Annotated in this window: 24 protein-coding genes; 14 read left to right on the top strand and 10 right to left on the bottom strand. The window is 42.2% G+C overall.

The window, feature by feature from the left end:
* Window positions 1-29 precede the first annotated feature (29 nt).
* The 3 genes from H6G97_RS07615 to H6G97_RS07605 are packed head-to-tail and all read right to left on the bottom strand — an operon-like array spanning window position 30 to window position 1961.
* A complete protein-coding gene (locus H6G97_RS07615; RefSeq protein WP_190940058.1) occupies window positions 30-1406 on the bottom strand; it encodes an AtzE family amidohydrolase in 1377 nt (458 codons plus the stop codon).
* Window positions 1403-1591: a DUF4089 domain-containing protein gene (locus H6G97_RS07610; protein ID WP_190940057.1), complete on the bottom strand. Its 189-nt coding sequence runs from the start codon at window positions 1589-1591 to the stop codon at window positions 1403-1405. The genes H6G97_RS07615 and H6G97_RS07610 overlap by 4 nt, the downstream gene beginning before the upstream one ends.
* Before the next feature lie 19 nt (window positions 1592-1610).
* Window positions 1611-1961, bottom strand: a complete 351-nt coding sequence (locus H6G97_RS07605) for a DUF952 domain-containing protein (RefSeq protein ID WP_190940056.1) — start codon at window positions 1959-1961, stop codon at window positions 1611-1613.
* Between the two features lie 16 nt (window positions 1962-1977).
* Between H6G97_RS07605 and H6G97_RS07600 the strand changes: the two genes are divergently transcribed.
* The 3 genes from H6G97_RS07600 to H6G97_RS07590 all read left to right on the top strand — a co-directional run bounded on the left by H6G97_RS07600 (window position 1978) and on the right by H6G97_RS07590 (window position 5493).
* Window positions 1978-2265 (top strand): glutaredoxin family protein, encoded by a 288-nt coding sequence (locus tag H6G97_RS07600; RefSeq protein ID WP_190940055.1) that lies wholly within the window; start codon window positions 1978-1980, stop codon window positions 2263-2265.
* 53 nt (window positions 2266-2318) lie between these two features.
* Window positions 2319-3818, top strand: a complete 1500-nt coding sequence (locus H6G97_RS07595; protein WP_190940054.1) for a UDP-N-acetylmuramoyl-L-alanyl-D-glutamate--2,6-diaminopimelate ligase — start codon at window positions 2319-2321, stop codon at window positions 3816-3818.
* Between the two features lie 211 nt (window positions 3819-4029).
* Window positions 4030-5493 (top strand): DICT sensory domain-containing protein, encoded by a 1464-nt coding sequence (locus H6G97_RS07590; RefSeq protein ID WP_190940053.1) that lies wholly within the window; start codon window positions 4030-4032, stop codon window positions 5491-5493.
* Window positions 5494-5566: 73 nt separating this feature from the next.
* On the opposite strand, the gene H6G97_RS07585 is transcribed toward H6G97_RS07590, so the two are convergent.
* Window positions 5567-6073, bottom strand: coding sequence for a GNAT family N-acetyltransferase (locus H6G97_RS07585; protein WP_190940052.1), 507 nt, complete (start codon window positions 6071-6073; stop codon window positions 5567-5569).
* 201 nt (window positions 6074-6274) lie between these two features.
* Window positions 6275-7669, bottom strand: coding sequence for a tRNA uridine-5-carboxymethylaminomethyl(34) synthesis GTPase MnmE (gene mnmE / locus H6G97_RS07580; RefSeq protein WP_190940051.1), 1395 nt, complete (start codon window positions 7667-7669; stop codon window positions 6275-6277).
* 345 nt (window positions 7670-8014) lie between these two features.
* Between mnmE and H6G97_RS07575 the strand changes: the two genes are divergently transcribed.
* Window positions 8015-8215 carry a hypothetical protein gene (locus H6G97_RS07575; protein WP_190940050.1) on the top strand — a complete coding sequence of 67 codons (201 nt, stop codon included), beginning with the start codon at window positions 8015-8017 and terminating at the stop codon, window positions 8213-8215.
* Window positions 8216-8352: 137 nt separating this feature from the next.
* Here the strand turns inward: H6G97_RS07575 and H6G97_RS07570 are convergent, their stop codons facing one another.
* The 4 genes from H6G97_RS07570 to H6G97_RS07555 all read right to left on the bottom strand — a co-directional run bounded on the left by H6G97_RS07570 (window position 8353) and on the right by H6G97_RS07555 (window position 12898).
* Window positions 8353-9399, bottom strand: coding sequence for a DUF1611 domain-containing protein (locus H6G97_RS07570; RefSeq protein WP_190940049.1), 1047 nt, complete (start codon window positions 9397-9399; stop codon window positions 8353-8355).
* A 363-nt stretch (window positions 9400-9762) separates the two neighbouring features.
* Complete coding sequence (locus H6G97_RS07565) at window positions 9763-10998, bottom strand: DUF445 domain-containing protein (RefSeq protein ID WP_190940048.1); 1236 nt, start codon at window positions 10996-10998, stop codon at window positions 9763-9765.
* Between the two features lie 169 nt (window positions 10999-11167).
* On the bottom strand, window positions 11168-11893 hold the full coding sequence (gene ubiE, locus H6G97_RS07560; RefSeq protein WP_190940150.1) for a bifunctional demethylmenaquinone methyltransferase/2-methoxy-6-polyprenyl-1,4-benzoquinol methylase UbiE: 726 nt from the start codon (window positions 11891-11893) through the stop codon (window positions 11168-11170).
* A gap of 66 nt (window positions 11894-11959) precedes the next feature.
* Window positions 11960-12898: a response regulator gene (locus H6G97_RS07555; RefSeq protein WP_190940047.1), complete on the bottom strand. Its 939-nt coding sequence runs from the start codon at window positions 12896-12898 to the stop codon at window positions 11960-11962.
* Between the two features lie 291 nt (window positions 12899-13189).
* Here H6G97_RS07555 and H6G97_RS07550 point away from each other — a divergent pair, with 291 nt between their 5' ends.
* From H6G97_RS07550 to H6G97_RS07510, 9 genes are all read left to right on the top strand, one after another.
* Window positions 13190-14278, top strand: coding sequence for a RuBisCO accumulation factor 1 (locus tag H6G97_RS07550; RefSeq protein WP_190940046.1), 1089 nt, complete (start codon window positions 13190-13192; stop codon window positions 14276-14278).
* A gap of 519 nt (window positions 14279-14797) precedes the next feature.
* Window positions 14798-15256, top strand: coding sequence for a MarR family winged helix-turn-helix transcriptional regulator (locus H6G97_RS07545; protein ID WP_190940045.1), 459 nt, complete (start codon window positions 14798-14800; stop codon window positions 15254-15256).
* A 52-nt stretch (window positions 15257-15308) separates the two neighbouring features.
* Window positions 15309-16649 (top strand): SCP2 sterol-binding domain-containing protein, encoded by a 1341-nt coding sequence (locus H6G97_RS07540; RefSeq protein WP_190940044.1) that lies wholly within the window; start codon window positions 15309-15311, stop codon window positions 16647-16649.
* Window positions 16650-16905: 256 nt separating this feature from the next.
* Window positions 16906-19323 (top strand): ATP-dependent helicase, encoded by a 2418-nt coding sequence (locus H6G97_RS07535; RefSeq protein ID WP_190940043.1) that lies wholly within the window; start codon window positions 16906-16908, stop codon window positions 19321-19323.
* A 526-nt stretch (window positions 19324-19849) separates the two neighbouring features.
* Entirely contained in the window at window positions 19850-20530 is a 681-nt protein-coding gene (locus tag H6G97_RS07530) for a hypothetical protein (RefSeq protein ID WP_242054838.1), read from the top strand.
* Window positions 20531-20764: 234 nt separating this feature from the next.
* A complete protein-coding gene (gene rpmI / locus H6G97_RS07525; RefSeq protein ID WP_109007939.1) occupies window positions 20765-20962 on the top strand; it encodes a 50S ribosomal protein L35 in 198 nt (65 codons plus the stop codon).
* Between the two features lie 19 nt (window positions 20963-20981).
* Window positions 20982-21338 (top strand): 50S ribosomal protein L20, encoded by a 357-nt coding sequence (gene rplT / locus H6G97_RS07520; protein ID WP_069069781.1) that lies wholly within the window; start codon window positions 20982-20984, stop codon window positions 21336-21338.
* A gap of 12 nt (window positions 21339-21350) precedes the next feature.
* Window positions 21351-22166 (top strand): transporter substrate-binding domain-containing protein, encoded by an 816-nt coding sequence (locus tag H6G97_RS07515; RefSeq protein WP_190940041.1) that lies wholly within the window; start codon window positions 21351-21353, stop codon window positions 22164-22166.
* A 130-nt stretch (window positions 22167-22296) separates the two neighbouring features.
* On the top strand, window positions 22297-22821 hold the full coding sequence (locus tag H6G97_RS07510; protein ID WP_190940040.1) for a tetratricopeptide repeat protein: 525 nt from the start codon (window positions 22297-22299) through the stop codon (window positions 22819-22821).
* A gap of 108 nt (window positions 22822-22929) precedes the next feature.
* Here the strand turns inward: H6G97_RS07510 and H6G97_RS07505 are convergent, their stop codons facing one another.
* On the bottom strand, window positions 22930-23436 hold the full coding sequence (locus tag H6G97_RS07505; RefSeq protein ID WP_190940039.1) for a TM2 domain-containing protein: 507 nt from the start codon (window positions 23434-23436) through the stop codon (window positions 22930-22932).
* Window positions 23437-23639: 203 nt separating this feature from the next.
* Here H6G97_RS07505 and H6G97_RS07500 point away from each other — a divergent pair, with 203 nt between their 5' ends.
* On the top strand, window positions 23640-25376 hold the full coding sequence (locus H6G97_RS07500; RefSeq protein ID WP_242054840.1) for a primary-amine oxidase: 1737 nt from the start codon (window positions 23640-23642) through the stop codon (window positions 25374-25376).
* Window positions 25377-25471: the final 95 nt, after the last annotated feature.

Here is a 25471-nt window from a genome sequence, read left to right as displayed (position 1 = left end):
TTTTATAAAAACAACAATATTCACGTATTTTATACTAAGATTTTTACTCCAACTACACCCTTTACCTCTAACGCAGCCGCAACCTGTAAAATTAACGTTTCATTATATGGTGCTGCTATTAATTGCACACCTAAAGGTAATTTATTTGGGCGCTGAATCGGTACTGATAAAACGGGTAAACCAATGAAAGATAATGGTTGAGTGAATAACCCTAAATGAGGACGAACAAGAATTTCTTCGCCATCTAAAATCATAGTTGATTGACCAATTAGCGGTGCAGAAATTGGTGTAGTTGGGGCAAGAATTACATCCACATTTTGAAAAACTTCCCGAACGCGATCGCGGTACCATTTTCTAAAGCGTTGTGCTTGCAGATACCAGCTACTAGGAATTAACGCCCCAGCCAAAAAGCGATCGCGTGTTGCTGCATCAAAATCTTGAGGACGACATCGCAATTTATCCAAATGCAGATTTGCGCCCTCGCTAGCTGTAATCACAAACGCTGCTGCACGGGCGCGGTGTGCTTCTGGTATGGTTACGTATTCAGTGACTTCTATTGCATCAGCTATCTTTTGCACTGCTGCTAAAGCTTCCGGTTCTGCGCCTTTGGTGAAATAATCAGCAGCGATCGCAATTCTTATATCAGAAATATCTTGTTCAAGTTGTGGTAAAACCAATTCAGGCGGACGCTTAGTGCAAATGGGATCGCGATCATCTTCTCCCTGAAGCACATCAAACACCGTGGCGATATCCTGTACCGAACGCGCAAAAGGACCAACGTGGTCAAAACTGCTAGAAAATAAAGCTACCCCAGCACGAGATAACCTACCGTAAGTCGACTTAAAACCAAAAACGCCACACAACGCCGCCGGAACACGAATCGAACCATTTGTATCAGAACCCAGCGTCAACGGTACTAACCCAGCAGCAACAGCCGCCGCCGAACCACCCGATGAACCACCAGCAACTCGCTGTAAATCATGGGGGTTGTGAGTAGCACCGTAATGGGAATTTTCCGTCACAAACCCATAAGCGTACTCATCCATATTCAAAGCGCCAACCAGCACAGCACCCACTTGTTTCAGCTTTGCTACTGCTGTTGCATCTTGACTAGCTGCTGGGTTCTCTGCATTGATTTTCGACCCTGCCAGAGTTGTTAAACCAGCGATATCGAAGAGATTTTTCACCGCAAAAGGCACTCCAGCAAGCGTTCCAGGATTATTACCTTGGGCAATTTCCCTGTCAATGCGGGCTGCATCTGTTAAAGCCGTTTCAGCAGTCACAGCCGTAAAACAATTAAGTTGATTATCCCGCGCTGCTATTCGTGCGATCGCAGCCTTAGTAACTTCCACCGCGCTAACTTTACCTTCACGCACAGCAGCAGCTATCGATACAGCATCATTCATGGTTCAAAAACTGGTGCAACTTCAATATCCTCCCCTAGAGGAAAAGAATTTACCAGATTAGCGATCGCACTAATTCTCTCAAAATTTCCCACCACACCATCTCGATACTCATCCCTTAGCTGCAAATCCAACAACAACGCCATTTGATCAACATATTCACCTACACTAAAGCCTTCTCTTTCCATCTCTCTTCCTTTGCGGTCGTTATTCTAAACTTATAACCTCTTTCGGCAACACAAAAAATCCATCTTCCCCCGCCTCAAAATCAACAACCTGAAACACAGCATCAATATTTAACTCACCATAAATATGAGGAAATAAATTATCTACCTCCGCAGCTTCATAACGAATTTCAGCTTTAACTCGATCAGAATCAATGCAAAGAATTACCAAACCCTTTTGATTCACAAAAAAACGATTTGCAACCCAGATAACTTGTGCTGGTGTCGAACAGTGGATAAATCCTTCCGACTCTAACGTATCATCCCGATAGGTTCCGAGAATTTTTGCTTCTTCCCATTGTTCGCTTTTGGTGATATGTAAAATAGTGTTCATTGTAATTAATTAACAAATGCGATTAATTTTATACAGTAAACCTGGCTGTCATTTATGTGAAGGTTTGCAAGAAAAGTTAGAACAAATCCAAAATCTTAGTTTCGAGTTGGAAGTTAGGGATATTACGACTCGTGAAGATTGGTTTAGTGCGTATGAGTATGAGGTGCCAGTACTTTATTTATCGAACCGCCAAGACGCCAAGGGCACGGAGGGAGAAATTATAGAAGCACCATTGCCTCGTCCTTCTCCTCGTGCTAGTGTGCAGCAGTTGGAGCAAATGTTGCGTAAGTATTTAGCCAATTAGAGAAAAATAATGCAGAATAAGCGCAAGATCAAGAAGGTGACGAGGTTCACAAAATGAAATTGCGGGAATTACTAACGGCGGTAGACAGTGTTGAAAAATTGCCTAGCCATCCGATGGAGGATGTGGAAGTTAGGGGTTTGAAGACGAATTCCCATGCTTGTAGTGCGGGAGATTTGTTTATTGGGATGCCAGGAACGCGCGTTGATGGTGGGGAATTTTGGCAAAGTGCGATCGCATCCGGGGCTGTAGCTGCGATCGTTTCTCCCGAAGCTGCACAAAAAAATCCTCCCACAAATGAGGCTGTGGTCATTAGTGCAAGTAACATAACTCAAGCTTGTGCCCAGATAGCCAGTGCTTTTTACGGTTATCCGGGGCGAAAACTCAAGCTGGTAGGTGTAACTGGTACAAATGGCAAAACTACAACTACTCATCTAATTGAATTTCTGCTCATCAAAGCTAATCTAGCTACAGCTTTAATGGGAACTCTCTACACTCGTTGGGCAGGTTTTGAGCAAACTGCTGCCCACACTACGCCCTTTGCGGTGGAACTGCAACAGCAGCTAGCAGAGGCTGTAAAGGCTGGTAGTGAGTTTGGGGTGATGGAAGTAAGTTCTCACGCTTTGGCTCAAGGTAGAGTGTTGGGTTGTCAATTTGAGGTGGCGGTATTCAGTAATCTTACCCAAGACCATCTTGATTATCACACCGACATGGAAGATTACTTTGCCGCCAAAGCGTTGTTATTTAGCCCTGATTATCTCAAGGGACGAGCAATAATTAATGCTGATGATTCTTACGGGAAGCGGTTAATTGCTTCGTTGAATTCCGAACAGGTTTGGAGTTACAGTGTCAACGACAACAGCGCCGATTTATGGATGAGCGATTTAAGTTACCAGCCAAATGGTGTTAGTGGTACATTACATACACCAAAGGGTGATGTAGCTTTTCGATCGCCCCTAGTCGGACAATATAATTTAGAAAATCTTCTAGCAGCCGTAGGAGCAGTTTTACACTTAGGGCTAGATTTGCAGTTAGTTGCATCTGTGATACCTGAGTTTCCCGGAGTCCCCGGACGGATGGAACGGGTACAAATTGATGCTGACCAAAATATTAGCGTGATTGTGGATTATGCCCACACACCTGATAGTTTAGAAAATTTGCTGAAAGCTGCACGCCCATTTATACCTGGTAAACTGATTTGCGTGTTTGGTTGTGGTGGCGATCGCGATCGCACTAAGCGCCCAAAAATGGGTAAAATTGCGGCTGAGTTAGCTGATGTGGCAGTGGTGACATCAGATAATCCCCGGACTGAAGACCCAGAAAGGATTTTGCAAGATATTTTAGCGGTAATTGCTGACACAGTACAACCAACTGTAATTTGCGATCGGGCTACTGCAATTCGTACCGCTATCTTACAAGCACAACCCGGTGATGGAGTGTTGCTTGCTGGTAAAGGTCACGAAGACTATCAAATTCTCGGCACCGAAAAAATCCATTTTGATGACCGAGAACACGCACGCGACGCTTTACACGAAAGACTGAACATACAAGTTTAATTCGGGTATTGGGCATTGGAGATGGGGTATGGAAAAGAGGCAGAGGGGAAAACTCTTCTCCCTTGCTCCCTGCCCCCACTCCCCACCCCCTTGTAAGTAGAGTTTTTATACTTAATGTATTTTTCCGTCGGGATTTTGTAAAAAATGCACACATAAAGGTGAAAATCGAAGACAGAATTACTTGTTGCTTCATCCTTTTTGTGCTTGACTCATGAATGTTTCTCTGGCTAAGGATCTGTCTGTTTATCAACTGATCATGGGAGTGCAAGCGCCTCCTAAACCATTGTCCCTCAGTCCTGCTACTCTACTATCACTCGTGAGAGCGCAAATTGACTTACTAATTGAGCAGCAAATTGCAGCCACTTTATGGGTGAAGTTACCACCAGAAAAAATTTGGCAATCAGAATTAGCCCGGTATCAATCCTCGATAGGTGGGTCTAGTTTAATTTATACTTGCCAGATTGACGAGAGGGGGAAAGAGGGAGATGGGGAAGCAGGGGAAGAAAATACCCCTTCATCCCCCTATGATGTCCCCGTTTACCTACCACCAAACAGCCAACTGCGACGGGAAAACTTTCTGATGGTATTATCGCCGCAGTTTTGCAGTTTAATTTTGGCTCATCGACCACTTAAAAAACGTAAAAATCTGACATCGGGGAAGGTAAATACTAATAAAAACCAGCCATTGCTGATTATAACTACTGTTGAAGGGAGAGTAATTCAGCAAGTATTAGATGGTATCCAACAAGCGATGTCTAACGACAAGCCCCTAGGTGTCTACGCGCCAGAATCATCCCCAATACCTGCTAGTTTTATTTGTCCAGCTGTGCCCCAAGCCACACTGATGAATCAACTGTTGGCTAAACAACTCCTGCGACAAGATGAAATTAATCGTCAAATCATCACAGTACGCACTACTAAGTTGCAGCAGCAAAATCAAGAACTATACAACAAAGAGCAACAAAAAGATGAATATCTAAATAATGTATGTCAGGAATTGCGTATACCTCTAACGCACATGAAAACAGCACTCTCGTTATTGAATTCCCCTAATCTTAAACCCCCCCAGCGACAACGTTATTTACAGATGTTAAATACGCAGTGCGATCATCAGAATTCCCTGATTACTGGTTTGTTAGAACTGGTGCAGCTAGAACGGAATTTAGATGGGACAACTTTGGAATCGGTGCGTCTCTCAGATATTGTGCCTGGAGTAGTCAGTACCTACCAACCTCTAGCCCAAGAAAAAGGGATTATGTTAGCCTACACTATACCGACTGAACTCCCATCTGTTTGGTGCCTCAGTGGTGGTCTGAGGCAAATTGTGATTAATCTGCTGCACAACAGCATTAAGTTTACTCCTAATGGGGGTCAAGCATGGGTGCGTGCCCGTACTCAAGGCGATTATGTCCAATTAGAATTCCGCGACACAGGTATCGGTATTGCCGAAAACGAAATTCCCAAAATATTTGACCGCTTTTATCGTGTGCGTACATCTTCAGCAGAAGATTATGGTGGTGCTGGGTTGGGGTTAACAATAGTACAGCAATTGCTTCTGCGTTGTGGCGGATCTATTTCTGTAAAAAGTAAGTTATCTGAAGGTTCTACCTTTACAGTGCAGCTGCCAAGTGCTAACAATATCCCAATAGCGATCGCTACAGAAAATGAGTTATGAGTTATAAGTTATAAGTTATGAATTGTAAATTGATAATTCATAACTTATAACTCTTATTTAATTGGTTCAAAAATTAAAGGGTAAATTGTGGAGGTATTTCATATTCATAGCGAGAGACAAAATAAACGCCAACTTTTTTGTCGCTGTGATGACGGAAACCAAAACGTTCATATACTGCTCTGAGGTGTGGACGTGAAGCATCGCAATCTAGACGTAAATAATATCTACCAAGTGTTCGTGCATATTCAACAGCCCAAGCTAGAAGTGCTGAAGAGACTTTACCACCAGAGTAATTCCGTCGAACTGCAAAGCGATGTACAAATGCTGACTCTTCCTGAGAAATATCTGGCCAAAAAAGTAAATCTTCTAGCTGAAACTTAATTGTACCAACTGCTTCACCTGCCCACTCAGCAATGAAAAACAAGCCGTTAGCAACATCTTTAGAGATACTTTCTGGCGAAACCTCACTCTCATGCCATAGAGGCATACCACTCTGCTGGAGCCACAAAGCTGCTTCTAATAGCACATCCGAAACGATCGCCGTATCTTGTATGGTTGCTTGACGAATTGAGATGTACATTTAGTTATCAATTGTAAGTTAAGTTGAACTACAGTAAAATTTAAAAAAGATTTTTTCTAGTTTATATAATAATATTCGCTTAATTAATTATTAAACTTGGGAAAACCCATTCTTTAGCAAGCGGAAAGAAGGCAAAATCTAACTTTGGTAGAGTGGGGACAATGACTTTAGGAAGCATAACTATGTTATCCGAACTTGAGATTATTTCCCGATACAAAACTTACTAAAAATCCTCTCTAAAACTGATTCTGTTACTTCTTCTCCAGTAATTTCTCCGAGAGATTGAATCGCACCCCGTAAGTCAATTGTCCAAAAATCAAGGGGGAACTGTTTGGTAATGGTTGCTTGTACCTGTTCCAAAGAAATTTTAGCTTGAGTTAAGGCTGCTCCTTGCCTTTGATTAATGGCTAAATCCATATCAGCAGCTTGCACTTTTCCCGATTGAACTATCTCTAAAATTGCTGTTTCTAAAGCATCAATACCTTGATTTTGGGCTGCGGCTGTGAAAATCTGGGATTTTGGACTTTCAATTTTAAATTGAGGATTTTTGCTGTTATCTTTGTTTACCAAATCGATTTTGTTAATTACTATAATCAACGGACGGTGTTCTACCTGTTCGTAAATTTCTTGATCGCCTTCTGTCCAACCTGCGGAAGCATCAATGGTAAGCAAGACTAAATCAGCTGCATTGGCGGCACGACGCGATCGCTCCACGCCAATTTTTTCTACTTGGTCTGTTGTTTCCCGAATCCCCGCAGTATCTAGCACTTGTACGGGAATTCCCCCGACAACTAACTGCGATTCCACCACATCGCGGGTTGTACCGGGTAAATCGGTTACAATGGCGCGATCGCTCCGGCTCCAAGCATTCAATAAACTCGATTTACCCACATTCGGACGCCCAACAATTGCCACTTTTAAACCAGTGCGTAGCAACTCACCTTTGTCTTTGGTTGCCAATAACCTAGTTATTTCTAGGGCAATTTTATCGATTTCTGATATGATTGCTTTATCATCCAACGGCGGAAGGTCTTCCTCAAAATCAATCCGAGCTTCAATTTCTGCCAAAATATCTAAACAGTTAGCGCGTAACTGACGGATTGGATGAGCTAATTTTCCTTGTAAACCAGCTAAGGCACTTTGAGCAGCTTGGGGTGATTTAGCTCCCACTAAATCAGCAATACCTTCGGCTTGAGTTAAATCCAATCGTCCATTCAAAAAGGCGCGGAGAGTAAATTCTCCTGGTTGTGCTAATCTAGCGCCATTTTCCAAACACAGTTGCAACACCTGCTGCACTGCCATAATTCCCCCGTGGCAATGGAATTCCACTACATCTTCACGGGTGTAAGAACGGGGTGCTTTCATAACCAACAACAGGGCTTCATCTACTAGTTGTTGCGTCTGGGGATGGCGAATGTAACCGTAGAAAACGCGGTGACTTTCCCAAACTTGTCGCCCTGGTGCATGAAAAAGACTTTGGGCGATTGCCATTGCTTGAGAACCGGACACCCGCACAATCCCAACACTACCCTGTTGGGGGACAACAGCAGTTGCGATCGCGGCAATAGTTCCAGTAGTAGCAAAGAGTTCTGACATGAGCGCCCTTTATAAGAGTTAGGAGTGAAAAATTAAGGACTGACAAAAAATAAATTATCCAAAATTATTTGTACATTTTTAGGGGTGCAAGGCTTTGCGCTCCTACGATAGGATGTTTTTTTACTGGAATTCCCTTAAGAGTAAAAATCATAACTCATAACTCATAACTTTCTAAATGGTAGGTATTTAGACTAATGAGATGGCAATTGGCAAGGTAAAATTTACTTAGAGGATAATGCGTGATAGTAAAAAGTTAAGAGCGGAGTCAGAGATGCTCCGCCTCCGGTGAAGAGTTAGGGGTAAAAATCATAGCTCACACTCATAATTTTTAGAGAGGAATTTACTATGGAGCAAAAAATTGACTGTGCCCAAGCCTGTGTTAACGGGTGTGTTTTAGGGGATAAATGTCCCAATATCGAGTTTAGAGAGGCAGCGGCAAAATTTATTGAAGACACTCCCTTAGACAAAATGCTGGAGTTGGCAGAAGAACGCCTGCGGAAAAGAATGACGGAACCGCCAAAATGGGTTTTTCCTGAAGATCCATAGCATTCGGGCTAACAGGCACTAGCAATCTCTAGGACTGGGAAAGAGACTTTTTTTCAATTTGCTTGAAGTTTGAATCTCCATCAACATTGTCCCAGTCCCCAGTTCAAAAGTGTTAAGAGTAAAGCATTCTACACCACCTAATTCTTCATCACCGCATCTACAAGTACACTGGCATCAAAGCGTACTACATCAGTACAAGGTAGCCCCGTTTCTGCTATTGTTTGAGCGATGCTTTCCTTAGCCGCAGACTCATCTAGATGGGCTGTGTTCAGCGCTATACCCACTACAGCAACAGTTCCAAATGCACCACCGGCGCTAGCAACAGTTTCATAAAGTCGAATCACCTCTGGTAAAAGTGGAATTAGTACATGAGGATGATTGCGTATATGAACTTGTCCCGCCCGATGTACTAATACCAATTGGGTTGGTTGCGAACCACGGATTAAGGGTAAAGTTGCTGTTGAACTGGGATGTAACAAGGAACCTTGTCCTTCAATGTGCAAAATGTCGTAGTTTTTGCCATAGCGCATCACTATCTGTTCCACAGCACCGGCGGCAAAGTCTACTCGCACTGCATCTAAAGCCACGCCGTCGCCTTCTAACATCACCCCAGTTTGCCCTGTAGCCAGGAATTTGGAACGCCAGCCTCGTAGTTTTGATGCCCAATGTAACTCTAGGCTAGTTGACATTTTACCAATCGCCATATCGGTTCCCACTGTCAAGACTCGCCGACATGGGAGGGTGCGTGCCATTCCACTAGCAACACTTATATTAGACGGTTCTTTACGCACATCCCAAATTAATTGACCTGGTTTGAGTAGTGTATTTAACTCTGGCATAGTTGCCATTGGTGTATGTAAACCATTCACCAGAGATATTCCAGCTTCTAAAGCGTCTTTGATTTCCAGCCAGTAATCTTCTGGTACAGCACCACCTCCTGGGGCAATGCCAATTACTAAAACTTCCGGCTGGTACTCTAGAGCTGCGGCTACAGATGTCACAATAGGCACATCACGCTTGATACCTGTTAATTGTGCTAGGGATTTGCCAGCACACTCGCGATCAATTATGGCTACAATTGGGGCTTCGCTGTAACGTAAAATAGATAACCCCGTTTTTCCCTGAGTTCCAGTAGTTCCTTCATGTAGCAAGATAGCTACTCGTTGATTAAGTGGTAGACGCACTGTGTTGTACCTCAGAAATCCTGCAACAAAATACTTTTACTATTGGTGGTACTCATCATGAGTTCAAGATACTTCGACTATGGGAACAGCCTACGTAAGTATTTTTGCGCTATCCAAGTTTATTTCCATTGGTGGTGTTGGGCGGTGCAGATGACCCTACAAGTATATTACACAGCACAGAAAATTATCGGGATTCCTGATCAACTTTGCAGAGTAATATAGCTGCGACAACAGCAATTTTAACTGGTCTAGTATTAAAGAAAAGGTGAATTCAAAAAGTCTTACAAAGAGACAATTTCACGCCTTTCCAAATTTGAGCAATTTATAGTAATTTGATAAAAATTTCCAGCCAAAAACCAAGAATTAATATTGACTTAATGTTAGAAACACTGTCTGCAATAAACCTATTACAAAACCCAAAACACCACCTAAAGTAACAATCGCCTGCAATTCATTTTTGACAATTCCTTCAATTGCAGCTTCTAAATCAGCCGGAGAAGTTGATTTTACACGGTCAACTATCACCTCATCTATCGACAAAATTGGGATTGCTTGCGCCACAATTACTTCTAAATCTTTTTCCAAATACTTCTCTAAAATTAGAGCTAACTCTTGACTCATAACTTCTAAAGAAGTACTTACAACAGGTGAAGTGCTAAGACGATTCAGCAAAACTACAGCAATATTTTCCCAATCAACAGAATCAGTTAATCCTTGTAAAAAATCGCTCCCACTGTTTTGCAGGTAATGGCGGACACTTTCGCGGGTGGTCTTTCGTAGCTGGCGCACCGTACCTATTGGCAAGTTTTGTAATGATAAATTTTGCAGTAATTTCCTAATGCGATCGCGGATTTGCAAATCTTGAGTCAATTCCTGCAAGCGAGTATTAGCAGCCTCTTTTTCATCTAAACAAAAAGTTCGTAGGCGGGTGAGAGTATTACGTAAGCCAAATAAATTTGCTACTACCCAATAAGTTCCACTGGTTTTTTCGCGGAAGCCTTCATCAATAATTTGAATCGTGCGATCGGTCAAAAAATCAACTATCGTTTGGCGCAGCAGATCCGGCGGTAAAACTACTTGCAACAACCAATCAGCCAGCCGCGTAGCTTGTTCTTCAGTTAGTTGAAATTCTAGTAATATCTGGTCAAAAATTTGATTGATTTGCGCTTCCAAAAAATCTTCACGTCGCGCTAAAACCTTGAGTAGTCGTGGCAAGGATTCCCCTAATAAATCCCGCAAAATTCCCGCGACAATTTTGGTACTTTTTTGATTTTTATCTGTTTTGATTTGTTCAATCGCTAGCCGCAACAACCAGAGAATTGCTGATTGCACGCGTTCTGTTTGCAACAAACGCCGTGCCAGATTTTGCAATTCTTGTGGTGTCAACAGTGACCCCATGATTGTATTAGAAATGTTCTTAGCCAGACGTTCCTGATTGCGGGGGATCAATCCAGGGGTGAAGGGTACTCTTCGTCCAGCGATATAAATTGCTCGGTAAGGACGGAACAACATTTTGATGGCTATATCATTTGTGAAATAGCCAATAATTCCACCCAGTACCGGGGGAGACACATAAAGCCAAAGATGAGACCAGTCCAAGGGAAGAATTAGAAAAGTTAGCAGTTTTGAGCTTAGAGTTAGGAGTTAACAGTAGAGACGCGATTAATCGCGTCTGTACAAATGCGATTAATCTCATCTGTACAAGAGTTAGGAGTTAGGAATGATAAATTTTAAATGAGAATTTATCACTACTCATAATTCACAACTTTTAACTAATAGCTCCTAACTTACTAAGCACTAGCACTCCCATCATACCGTTCACAATGGGGTAGTGTGTGGCAACTGCAAAACCAACTTGATGAGCTAACTCTATTTGCTCTTTGCCGATGGGAAAGCGGTCTAAGCTGGGACTGATGTAGGCATATTCTTCTTTTAAGCCTAAATAATTGGCAACTGGCACCACGAAACCGTCCAGATACAACTGCTGAAAAGCACGTAGCTGAGGATTACTCGGTCGATGAAAGTCTAAAATTGCGGCTTTAGCTCCCGGCTTCAAAACCCGGTATAACTCTTGGAGACTGCGAGAAATATCTTTAACATTTCTTAAACCATAGCCCATTGTTGCGGCATCAAATTGGTTGTCGTCAAAGGGTAAGTTGAGTACATCAGCTTCTACCCAAGCGATGCCTACGGCGGGCAAAGCCAACGCAGGTTGAGGGTACTGCTTTTGGGAGCGTTCTTTAGCCTTTTCTAGCAGATTTGCAGAAAAATCCACTCCGTACACTTTACCTGTTGCTCCCACGCGCCGTGCCAAACGTAAGGCTAAATCACCACTACCGCAACACAAATCTAATGCGGTATCTCCGGGTTTAGCTGCACTCCATTTTACTGCCATTTCCTTCCAGATTCGATGCTGTCCCAGACTCAACCAATCGTTTAATTGGTCATAAACTGGAGCTATACGGTTAAAAATGGACTGAATTTCGTTAGTCATTGGGTATGGGGCATGGGGCATGGAACATTGGGCATTGGACATTAGTCATTGGTTTTTGACAAAGGACTAATGACAACTAGTAAGAGCGATCGCCACTAGTTCTGCTGATAAATTAATTAGCATTAATTCATCTTCCCGCAAAGTGCAAGGTTGTTTCCACTGTAGCGACAATACACCCAAAAGTTGATTCCGGTAGCTAATTGGGATCACTAAGTGTGCTTGCACACCCGTATTTTGGTAGTGAATAGTATCAACTAATTTGGTGTCTTTAAGTACATTTAAGGACACTTGCATTTGCCTAGTGGCGATCGCTTCCGTTGTCAGTGGGTCTTGAGATAACCAATTATCTATTGTACCTGTATCGCTGTAAGTTCCTTGAGTCGCAACCAGAGTATTTCCATCTGTAAGTTGTAAGATACAGCCTTCTGCCCCAAAAGTCTCACTCACAGCCCTAGCAATTGGAGCAAGAGTTTCCTCTAAGCTAGAAGCTGCTTGAGTTACCTGTACCAAAACACTCAGCAGCGCCATTTGAGCATGGGCACGACGTAATTCTTCTGTACGCTGCTTGAGTAAGTCGTAGGTTTCTGCTGCTCTTTGCACTACTGCCTTCAGTTCCCCTGGGTCCCAAGGCTTGGTAATATATTTGTAAACTTGCCCCGCATTAATCGCTTCTACCAAATCCTCAATATCAGTAAATCCGGTGAGAATTATTCTTACCGTATCGGGAAACTGAGGTACTGTCTTGCTGAGAAACTCAGTTCCTTTCATTTCTGGCATTCGTTGATCGGAGATAATCACCGCTACCTCCCCTTCTGCTGCCAAAACTTCTAGGGCATTTACCCCACTATCAGCTTTGAGAACATTAAAGTCGCGTCGAAATGTGCGATAAAGTAGATCGAGATTATCTGGCTCATCGTCAACTACCAAGATTTTCAGCTTTTTTGGTCGTTCGAGAGTCATTACTTGATATTGGACTTTATCAATTTCAACACTGGGATTATTCATAAGATATTTCCTTTAAATATTCACTCTCTTGTTATATTCCATACCAAGTTTAGTTGAGAATAGCTGAAAATCACCAAGGGTTTATACGGAGTTATCTGGCATATTATGAAACGTTAATATTGAGCGCTACAGAGAAAATTTGTCGCCTAATTCTTTCCTCCTGCCTCCTGCTTCTCTTATAAGTTTCCCCAGATAAAATCAAGGCAGTAGGTCTGGGTAGTTCATAGATTAGAATAATACTTGCTCATGAGGTGTTAATTAACCTCTCAAGTTGAAGCTCGCACTCCGATTATGACTGATCTACCACCCAACGCTCAGAATCCCGAAGACAATGTTACCAACGATGTAGCACAAGAGTTACTGCGACGGCTGAGGCAAAAACAAGGCAACTGGGTGGAATGGGGAGCCGCGATCGCCTCGTTGCTAAAAACTGGTTACAACCCCCAAGAAATTTTTGAGGCGACTGGATTTGAGCCGATTCAACAAAATCAGGTGGTTGTTGGTTCTCAAGTTTACAATTCTTTGGAAAAATTTGGAGTATCGGAAGCAACGCGATCGCACTATGCCACACGCGGCAGTGATGTTTTATACGAACTGCGTTTGCTCACCCAAGAAGAACGCGCCGCCGCTGCCGAACTCATCTTCGTTCACAACGTTGATGCTGATGAGGCACGGGATATAGCAAAAGCCCTGAAAGAGTTCTCTTATTACCGCACTTTACCGGAAGGGTTTTCTGCCCATCCTGGTGATGCTGTTGCTCATCAAGTTTGGAAACTGGCACGTCAAAATGCAGATTTACAACAGCGCTCGCGCCTAATTGCCAAAGGTTTACGCTTTGCTCACACGCCAGCAGCCAGGCAAAAAATCGAACAGCTACTGACTGATTTTACTACTGTTCCCCAGCGTCCAGCGCCAATTTTACCCTTTTACCGCCTGGAATTTGAAGAACAATTACCCCGAATCTTACCCGTGGTTGGCGAGTTGCCATTGTCACGACAAGACTTGCAAGCTGTGCCCATACTGACAGAAATTGAACCATTTCGGATGGTCAAGTTTTCTGGAGAGCAAGCTTGGATACCATTACCAGGTTGGCAAGTGTTGTTGGCGGCAGAAGATCCAGTAGTTATTTTAGCGAATAGCGATCGCTTCCCTATCCAAACCCAAAGCCAAATAGGGCCAGTTGTAGTAGTGATAGATCGTGCCCAACGACAATGGGATGCCTCTAGCTACTTTGTTGTTGAAAATGGTGGTCAATTAGATTTTCAATGGTTTGAAACTGAGCCAGAAATTTCCTTACTAGGACAAATTATTATCATCGTGCGTCCTAAGAAAATTTTGGATGAAGAATTAACTAAGGATTCATGGCAGATTGACGAATAAATTCAATTTTAGACAGTAATAACTGCGTGATGCGATCTATTAATACTGTCCCAACAGCGCATACTAGACGAGGCATTAGTTGAATTTTCTATTTTGTCAATGCCGCCAGTTGCTTTAACTCTAGTTAAGCAGAGAAAGGCACTGGCTCCCCAATGCCTTGTCTAAGCTCTTTCTTTTTCATCAAAGAAGAGAACAGGAACAGTATTTTTTCCGATAAAAATATATAAAAATATGAGAAAATTTAAATAAATTTTCAAATCATTTTTAATAGAATTCACTATAACAAGAATATCAACAAATGTATGATTCGAGTATTGTCAGGGGATTATTAATTCTATTTCTAGCAGAACTTCTTAGATAGAAGGAACGCTAAATTTCTCGTCTTATACCATTTCACGAAATATCTAACACAAATAATTTGTCTCTAAACCTTTCCCCCTGCTGCCTATTTGTATCAACCTTAAAGTGAAATAGTATTAATGCTTGACAGGATAGAAAAGTGTATATATACTTAATTCCATGCAAGACCAAACTACTCAATTAGCTCTACTCAAAAAAGTTGCAGCTACCTGTACCTGTTTTAATCTCCGCAAAGCATCTCGCACAGTTACGCAGCTTTTTGATGAGATTTTGCAACCAAGTGGGATTTTAGCTAACCAATTCACCTTGCTGACTGCAATAAACTTAGCTGGCTCAGTAACAATCACGCGCCTAGCTCAAGAATTAGTTATGGATCGAACCACTCTGACACGTAATTTAAAACCACTAGAAAAGCAGGGATTGCTCCAGATTCAACCAGGACAGGATCAACGGATGCGGGTGATCAGTTTAACAGATAAAGGACAAGCCGCTTTAACAAAGGCTTTACCTCTATGGGAGGTAGCCCAAACTCGTGTATTAGAACAATTAGGGCAAGAACGATGGAGTACTTTGTTATCAGGTTTGTCCGACACTGTATCCTTGCTGCATAAAGGCTAATTTTTTTCTCAAAAGAGTGCATATACACGTATTTTTTAATTAGGAAACCTGTATGTCTAAATTTGATAACCATCCAACTGTCAGACAGTATCGTGAACAAAGCACTATCAATGATTCCACGATCGCTTCTCCTTTAGATGTTGATTGGCTACGTAGCCTGTGCTTAGAGCTAGGAGCGGATGATGTTGGCTTTGTAGAGATTGATCGCCCAGAGATTGCTGCTCAACGCCAGGATATTCTTGTAGCTTTTCCACCGACGAAGACACTAGTTAGCTTTGTGTGTCGCATGAACCGGGAGAATGTCCGTAGTTTAGAGCGATCGATTGCCAACGTGGAATTTCACACTACAGGCGATGAGGTTAATCAAATTGCTCATGAGATTGTTGCTACTCTTGAACAAAAAGGAATTCGAGCTTTAAATCCAGCAATGAGTTTTCCGATGGAAATGGATCGCTTTCCAGGGAAAATTTGGGTTGTTTCGCACAAACCCGTAGCTGTAGCCGCAGGTTTGGGTCACATGGGGATTCACCGCAACGTTATTCATCCCAAATTTGGCAACTTTATTTTACTAGGGACGATTTTGATCGAAGCTGAAGTAACTAAATATAACAGACCAATTGACTATAACCCCTGCCTGGAGTGCAAATTATGTGTAGTAGCTTGTCCAGTGGGAGCTATTGGTGGTGATGGACATTTCAACTTCTCAGCTTGTTACACTCACAATTATCGAGAGTTTATGGGAGGATTTACAGATTGGGTAGAAGATATTGCCGAAAGTAAAAGTGCCCATGACTACCGTCAAAAAGTGAATGGTTCGGAATCAGCATCAATGTGGCAGAGTCTTGCTTTCAAATCAAACTATAAAGCAGCTTATTGTGTAGCTGCTTGTCCAGCTGGGGAAGATGTAATTGGTCAATTTTTGAGGAATAAAAAAGTCTTTGTTAAAGAAGTAGTTCGACCCTTACAAGATAAAAAAGAAACTATTTATCTTGTTCCAGGTTCCGATGCCCAAAATTACGTTGCACGAAGATTTCCACATAAGAAAGTCAAGCAAGTTAGCAATGGCATTCGCCCTAATTCTATTCAAGGGTTTCTTTTCGGTTTACCTCTGTTATTTCAAAGGAATCAATCAGTAGGACTGGATACTATTTATCACTTCACATTCACTGGAAAGGAAAAATGTCAGGCAACAGTCATAATTAAAGATAAGACAATTCAGATAGAAAATAGTCATATTGGAACAGCCGATATTCAGATTACCGCCGACAGCCACACCTGGCTTCAGTTTCTAGCTAAGGAACAGAATATTGTTTGGGCGCTAATCAGGAGGAAGATTCGCATTCGAGGATCATTACGTTTACTTCAGGCTTTTGGAAAATGTTTTCCCTCATAAATTAGTGTAATCGAATATTTGCGATGATTGAGTTTTTAGTCTGTAAAGTTTTTTAGGATTTGTAGTAAGCACTGTAGTAATTAAAAAATAATGACTAAAGTTCTAGCTACGAAATTACTTACTAATCCAATAAAACTAAACAGACTAGTTACTATCAGCAATTTAGTAATTTGAGATTAATAATCACCTAAAATTATTCATATATGTGATTTTTGAATTAAATCCAAAATCTAAAATCTAAAAACTAAAATTTTATATGTCCGACTCTAAATTTACTGCTCCTGTGGCTCAAGAATTACTCCACTCAGAATTGTTGGAGCGATCGCCTACTCTTTCTCTGCGCGAGAAGATTCTCGCAATCCGCAATAGTCTACGCCCTGGACAACAGCAAATGGCTGACTGGCAATCTGGCCCTTTGGCTATTTCTGCCGTTCCTGGTGCAGGTAAATCTACTGGGATGGCGGCAGCGGCAGCGATCGCGATCGCTCGTCAATATGAACGTTCATCCTTTCGCCGTCAGTTGGTAGTCGTTACTTTTACTCGTTCTGCTGCTGCCAATATTAAAGCGAAGATCCGCAAAGATTTAAAAAAATTGTCTTTACCTCAGACCGGCTTTTTTGTCTATACTCTACATGGTTTAGCGTTGAATATTGCCGGTCGCCATCCTGATTTATCAGGTTTGCAATTAGAAAATGTCACCTTAATTACACCAACCCAAAGTCACCGCTTTATTAGAAATGCTGTAGAACAATGGATTGTAAATAATCCAGATATATATTCGCGGTTATTAGAAGGTCATCAATTTGACGGCGAAGAGACAGAAAGATTGCGTCGCCAATCGGTGTTGCGAACAGAAGTATTGCCGGAATTGGCTAATACAGTAATTCATGAAGCAAAAAGTTCTGGGATATCGCCACAATTGTTGCGGGAGTGGAGTAAACAAACCACAGACGAATACGCAATTTTGAGCATAGCGGCGGGATTGTATGAGCAATATCAAAACTTAATGCGATCGCGTGACTTCATTGATTACGACGATATGATTTTAGCTGCACTGCGCGTTTTAGAAAACGACAGTGCCCGTCGCATTGAGCAAAACCAAGTATTCGCCGTCTTTGAAGACGAAGCCCAAGATTCTAGCCCCCTACAGACGCAGTTGTTAGAAATTTTGGCAAGTGATGGGAGAGAAGAGGGAACAGGGGGAGATAATTTTTCACTCCTAACTCTTAACTCCTCACTCCATTTAGTCAGAGTAGGCGACCCTAATCAGGCGATTAACTCTACCTTTACTCCAGCCGATCCGATTTATTTTCGGCAATTTTGCGAAGAGTGCGATCGCATCGAACGATTGGCAACGATGGATCAAGCTGGCCGCAGTACTAGAATTATCATTGAAGCCGCTAACTTTGCCCTCAAATGGATCAATAGTCAGTGGTTAGCAACAACCAACAACAAACAACAAACTCCTGACAACCGACAAGTACCATTTCGCTTGCAGACAATTCGTCCTGTTGAAGCTGGCGATCCGCAAATCAATGCTAACCCTGCACCAGTAGGACGAGGGCTAGAACTGTATACCCCGCGTGATATTCATCACACCGTTGAATTATTATCTCAAAGGGTGATTGAGTTATTTGGCGAAGACCCAACACAAAATAGTGCAGCGATTTTAGTCCGAGAAAATCGCCAAGGACGATGGTTAGCGGAGGCTCTGACACCTTTGTGCAAAGAGCATAAAATTATACTCTACGATGTCGGAGAACGCGATCGCCGTTCCCATGTCCCCCAAGAAATTTTGGCACTATTGCAATTTTGCGATCGCCCCCACTCTCCCGATTACATCAAAGCCGCCCTAGAAGCGTTAGTACAGCGCCAATTAATTCCTACTCAAGACCTCAACACCCTTGCTAGTTTACCAGAAGAGTTTTTGTATCCTGGCCCCCTAGCACCACTCCAGCCAGAAACAGTACAAAAAGCTGCACGCTTGTGTCGCAGTTTACTTCGTGCTCGCTTGGAATTGCCCTTATACCAGCTAATTTCCTTTCTCGCCTTGACCTTAAATTACGACCAAGCAGAATTAGCAACTGCTGACAAACTCGCAGAACGGGTAAACCAGCAGATAGCTGGCAATAGTTCGATGGGGGGAATGCTTTCAGCTTTAAGTGAAATCGTCAGTTCTGAACGGTTTGAACCAGTGGAAACCGAGGATTCAGAAGAACGTTACACTCGTCGCGGTCAACTGACAATTATTACCATGCACAAAGCCAAAGGGCTAGATTGGGACTATGTATTTCTTCCCTTTCTCCACGAAAACTTGATTCCTGGTAGATTTTGGGTTCCTCCCCAAAGCCAATTCTTAGGCGACTTTACCTTATCAGAAGTAGCACGGGCCCAAATTCGCGCTACCCTCCACGAAGAATCTGTCATACCGGATGTTAGCCAGGCGTGGGAGGTGGCAAAGAATTTGAAAACATCTGAAGAGTATCGTTTGCTCTATGTTGCCATGACACGAGCAAAGCTTCTGTTGTGGATGTCTGCGGCGCAGAAAGCCCCCTTTACTTGGAGTAAACCAGACAATTTACAAGAACAAGCGCCTTGTCCGGTTTTTCCAGCATTAAAACGCCAGTTTCCTGAATGTGTAGTGAATTCGACTTTATCCAAAATGAGCAACTAAGTTTTCTTTATCCACCAAAATGCTGGTTTTTTAGCTGAAAGCAGAAGAAGTCCACAGAAGTTTCAGCTTAGGCGATCACATTGCCAAAAATAGATCAAGTTGGGAATGTGGTTAATGCTGTATGATTAATGACATATTAATAAAACAGATTTCTTTGGACTAGAAATGAAGCTTCTTAAGGCTCTTTCGGTGTACCTACAGTGTACACACAAGTGGAAAAAGCTCGATTTCCCATTGTTATCTCGTTCATATACACAGCATGGGAATGCCTGATTAGGGGCTGCTGCCTCCAGTTAGACATTGAGTCAGAGGCTTAGTGAATGCATTCCCCAGCGGCAGCTTACGAACGAGTCAAGCCTTATCAAGCTAGGTTTTTAGAACTTGTGTGTACACCGTAGCCCGGTGTACGGGAGAGTTTTGGAGAGGGGTTCATTAAGTTCAGTTTTAGTCGTTCGCAGTACACGCTTTAAATTTGAGCCTGGATAACGGTTTCAGGTATTTACATAAATCGCAAGGAATGGTGATTATGAAAGGATATGTATTGACGTTAGCGTTGACAAGCTTGGTATCGTGGGGATTTGGGCTTACTGAAAACAGTTCTGCTGGGGCTGTTTCTCGCTTAGACACCACTCAATTGTCCCAAACACTCCAGGCGCAATCAAGCAACTTGCCGAGAGCAATCGCTCATAAAATTTTACGGGATGCATCCAAGCGTTCTGGCGTACCTAGACGGGAATTACAGATTACCCAAGTGGTATCGAAAACCTTTGGTAATCCTTGTGAGTTCAATTTTGGCGAAATCTGCACCAGGGAATACAACCCCATTGAGGGTTGGAAAGTAGTTGTCAGAGTTCGGCAAGATTCGTGGACTTACCATGTAGATAAATCTGGAAAACAAATTGTTTTAGATCCTAAGGTGAGCGCTTTACAGATATTGCCGAAAACGATCTCTTATGCAATTTTGACCGATGCTTCAAACCGTTCTGGAGTAGCAATTGCTGATTTAACAATAACTAAAGCTACACCAAGAACCTTTGGAAATTCCTGCGTATTTGGCTTTGGTGAAGTTTGCATCCAGATATTCGACCCCATTGAGGGCTGGGAAGTAATTGTCAAGGTTAAAGGCCAATTTTGGACTTACCATGTCAATAAAGATGGTTCACAAATTGTTTTAGATCCCAAAGTCACCGTCATTAAGAAAAATTAAATAATCAATGGCTTTGGCTTTTCCCATCTTTTCACACCGTGGTTTGACCATCACAGCACGGTGTGAGTCATTTTTACTATTGGTAGAAGCTTCGTGATCGCTCCGAAAACTTGCCAGCAAATCGCGTTTTAGACCTTCGTAACGTTTCGCTGACTCAGAATGCTTTTATTTAATTGCAGTTATAGCAATTTTAATAGTATATAATAATGGATCGTGTCGAATCAAAGCTAGACCATGCCTAAACTAAAGACTCGTAAAGCCGCGGCAAAGCGATTCCGTGCCACCGGTACCGGCAAAATCGTCCGTCGTAAAGCGTTCAAAAGCCACCTTTTAGAACACAAATCTTCTGACAAAAAGCGTAGCATGCGTCAGAGTGCGCTTGTACATGAACGCGATGAACTTAACGTGCGCTTGATGCTCCCATATTTGTAAGTCTTTAAGGAAATAAGTTATGACTCGGGTAAAACGCGGTAATGTAGCTCGGAAGCGCCGCAATAAAATTCTCAAACTAGCTAAAGGTTTTCGCGGTTCCCATTCAACTCTGTTTAGAACTGCCAACCAACAAGTGATGAAGGCGCTACGGAGTGCCTACCGCGATCGCAAAAAGAAAAAGCGCGATTTTCGTCGTCTCTGGATCACCCGCATCAACGCTGCTTCTAGGCAACACGGCTTGAGCTATAGCCAGTTGATCGGTAACTTGAAAAAAGCTGATATCCAACTAAATCGCAAGATGTTGGCACAATTGGCAGTCCTCGATCCAGCTAGCTTTGGTAAAGTTGCTGAACTCGCAAATCAAGCTAAAGGATAAAGGTGGCAAGGGATGTATAACAGATGTAACAGATGGCAAGTAATTACTCGGTTACATCTGGTATTATCCGCCACTATTTTTTGGATTTTTTGCTGTTCCATAGTGGGGACAGGATTAACTGCATCTGCTGCCGAAATGTCAGAAATTCAGCAGCGGGGCTATCTAACTGTTGCCGTTAAAGATAACTTGCGTCCTTTGGGATTTAAAGATGCTAAAGGTAATTTGCAAGGCTTAGAAATTGACTTGGCAAAGCGTTTGGCAGTTGACTTGGTTGGTAAAGCCGAGGCTGTCAGATTCCAACCTGTAGCAAATCGCGATCGCCTGTCTGTAGTCTTAGACAAGAAAGTTGATTTTGCGATCGCTAGAGTCACAGCAACCGAGTCACGCGCTCGTATAGTTAGTTTCGGTGTTCCCTACTATTTGGATGGCACTGTATTAGTTACAAAAGATACTTCTATGCAGAAGTTGAGTGATTTGGCAAAACAAAAAATCGCCGTACTCAACAATTCCAGCACCATTGCTCAAGTGCGGTACTATGTGCCAAGTGCCGAGTTAGTTGGCGTTAATTCTTATGAAGAAGCGCGAGAGGGAATAGAAAATAATGCCGTCGTCGCCTTTGCCGCAGATGCAAGCGTTTTGAGCGGTTGGGTGCAACAATATCCCCAATATCGGCTACTACCAACCAAGCTATCAACTGAACCCTTGTCTGTAGTAATGCCCAAAGGATTGCAATATGATGAGTTAAGACGAAGCGTTAATCAAGCGATCGCTCGTTACTTAGAAGAAGGTTGGCTCCAGCAACGCTCCCAATATTGGGGTTTACCGTAAGTTTGTCATTAGTCATTAATTCTTTGTCATTAGTGAATAACCAAGGACAAAGGACAAAGGACAAAGGACAAATAACAATAGACTAAGAATAGATTACAGAAGCAACTTTATAATATCTGTCTTTGCAGCAATGGATAATGATCTAGCCGTTGTTTATCTCTCAATTTTGGTGATTGTACTCACAATTGCAGCCGTGGCTGTGTTTCGCCAGATTTTCAAAACTCGCAAGGTTGAAAGCTCTTTTGCAAAGTTGCGAAAGAAGTTAGAGAAAGAAAAGGGTACGACTCAAGAATATTATGAGTTAGGCAGTATTTATTCAGAAAAAAAACTGTATTCCCAAGCGATCGTGCTGTTTCAAAAAGCTCTCAAAACTGCCGAAGAAGAGGGAGAAGAAAATATCGCCCCCATTTACAACGGGCTGGGCTATATTTATTTTACCCAAGAGCAATATGACTTAGCAATTCGTCAGTACAAAGAAGCTCTCAAATCTAAACCAGACTACGTGACAGGATTAAATAATCTCGGTCACGCCTACGAAAAGAAAAAATTAACTGCTCAGGCGTTACAAAGTTACGAAGAAGCACTCAAATTAGCTCCAAATAACCCTATTGCTAAACGTCGTGCTGAATCTTTACGTCGGTTGGTTTCTGCGTAATTGCTAACAGTTCATAATTGATCAGTTATGAACAGAAGATTATGGTCTTGATTTACCATAGGGGCAATTCATGAATTGCCCCTGCATTTCGTACTTGATTTTTAAACCTTACACATCGAAGTGATAACGGATAGCTCCAGTATTTGGATCATTCTTGACCTCAGCGTACCCTATCTTCGTTGCTTCAAGAAGCAACTCTTTCAGATGCTCTGATTCTAGCTCAGTATACATAGCCGCTTGAGCGATGGAAAGTTCACCATTATGTTCCTTTGCAGCCTTGAGCAGTTTCTGCATTGGACTAGCTGTAGATAAATTTGGTGGCTGTATCGCTTGTAACTGTTGAAGTTGGGGAATATCACCAATGTTTACCGTAATTGATTGATTGACATTGGGAGTTCCAGTACCCTGTAAGCCACGCAGATAAAGATTTCGATTGTCAACCATACCAGGAATAAGAGCCAAATCGATCAGTTGACCAATCCCAAAAAAACCAATAGTGAAGAAATATATCAAACCACTACCAATCCGTCCGGTGTAGAATCTTTGACCACCACAGATACCAAAGAAGCATAAACACCAAAGAAGGTATGCGACACTTGAATTTACTTGCTGCATGACAGTGTACTCCAATTTTTTATAAATACTTGTATACAGTGTTCCCAGGTTTGAATGTAAACCTAACAATTGATTAGATTGATGGGTTTTATGATTGGGGATACTGTTAGAAAATTAATTTGGCATTAGTTTATTAATTTATCGGTTTCTGAGCTATTGCTTAGAAATAAATAACTATACGTTTGTTGGAATAATGTAAAGTGATGATTAAGAGGCTACGTTTTTGTTGGATAGCTATTGCTCTTATTTTCATCATTTCTATCTCACTCGGATTAATGGAAAAATTGACGGCTCAACAGCCTTCAATTCCCCACCCTCTCAGTTTGCTAACCGAGGCAGAAATTAATACAGCTGTTTCAGCGATCAAAAGTGAGAAAACTTTGAGCAAAATGGCAGCTTTTCCACTTATTACCTTACAAGAACCAGATAAACAAGAAGTTTTGAAATTTACACCTGGTAAAGCCTTCGGGCGAAAAGCTTTTTTGGTAATCTATGAGCGATCGCTCAATAAAACCTATGAAGGTATCGTTGACCTTAGAAGCAAAACCTTAAGTTCTTGGAAAGAAATACCGTCAGTTCAACCTGCAATGGTCAGTTCAGAATATGAACTAGCAACTCAAGTGGTCAAAGCCGATTCCCGATGGCAAAAAGCGATGCAAAGGCGGGGAATTACTGATTTTGATCAAGTCAAAATTAGTTGGTGGACATCAGGAATCTTGAGCCAGCAGGAAGAAGCAACAGGTAATCGTCTTTGTCGCGGCTTATTTTACTACAAAGGTAAAGGCTGGAACTATTACGGTAGTCTGATTGAAGGAGTGGTAGCAACAGTCAATTTAAATACGGCTAAAGTTGCTAGCTTGGTTGATAGCAAAAATGTACCTTTCTCTAAAGAAAATTGGAACTACGATGTCAAATCCTTGGACCAATTACTTTCATCACTGAAAGCATTAAAGATTCTCCAACCTAATGGTCAAAGTTTCCAGATTCAAGACAATGAAATTAGCTGGCAAGGTTGGAAGTTTCGTTATTCAATGCATCCTCGTAATGGATTAATGCTGTACCAAGTAGCGTACAATGACGGCGAAAATATTCGACCAGTTTTATATCGCGCTAGCCTCTCAGAAATGGTAGTACCTTATGGCGATCCTGAGCCTAATTGGTCATTTAGGAATGCCTTTGATGTTGGAGAATATAACATTGGTGTATTAGCAAATACGATGGAATTAGGTAAGGAAATTCCCGAAAATGGCGTGTTGCTAAATGCTGTATTTGCTAATGAGCAGGGAGAACCTTATAAAATACCAGGGCTTATCGGTATCTACGAGCGCGATAACGGAATGCTGTGGAAGCATTATGAATATAATACTCAGCGTAATGATGTCCGTCGCAGTCGAGAATTAGTAATGAAGATGACGGTGGCTATTGACAACTATGATTACAGCATCAATTGGATCTTTCACCAGGATGGGACTTTGGAAGTCCAAAATGAATTAACGGGTATCGTATTGGCGCAGGGAACGGCTGCCCAAAATCAATCTGAGGATGATTCCTATGGTCGGCTAATTGCTAAAAATATTTTCGGAGTAAATCACCAGCACTTTTTCAACTATCGCCTAGATTTAGATGTCGATGGTCAGGCTAATTCTGTGATGGAAATGAATGTGAAAGCTTTACCGATGGATGAAAAAAATCCTTTAGGAAATGCGATCGCAATTACAGAAACCCCACTCACAAAAGAAACGGCTGCTGTGCGCGATTTGGATCTCAAAAGCAATCGGCAATGGATGGTTGTTAATGCAGACAAAAAGAATGCTCTGGGTGCTGCACCTGGATATATGCTGATGCCTGGAGAAAATTCTATGTTTTTGCCTGTGGAAGGCTCAAACATCCGTCAAAAGGCAGAATTTGCAACTCATCATCTTTCTGACTTTTCCCGTTAAGTCTCTTTTGCAAGCTGCCAACCTTCACAGAGGTCATGCAATTTTAACCAGCCTCGCCACAGTACCTGAATGCCAATGGGTGTTTTGCTTCGATG

The organism is Nostoc flagelliforme FACHB-838 (assembly GCF_014698065.1).
Taxonomy (GTDB): domain Bacteria; phylum Cyanobacteriota; class Cyanobacteriia; order Cyanobacteriales; family Nostocaceae; genus Nostoc; species Nostoc flagelliforme_B.
Note: the sequence above shows the minus strand (reverse complement) of the source record. Positions and strands in the feature narration are given on the sequence as shown.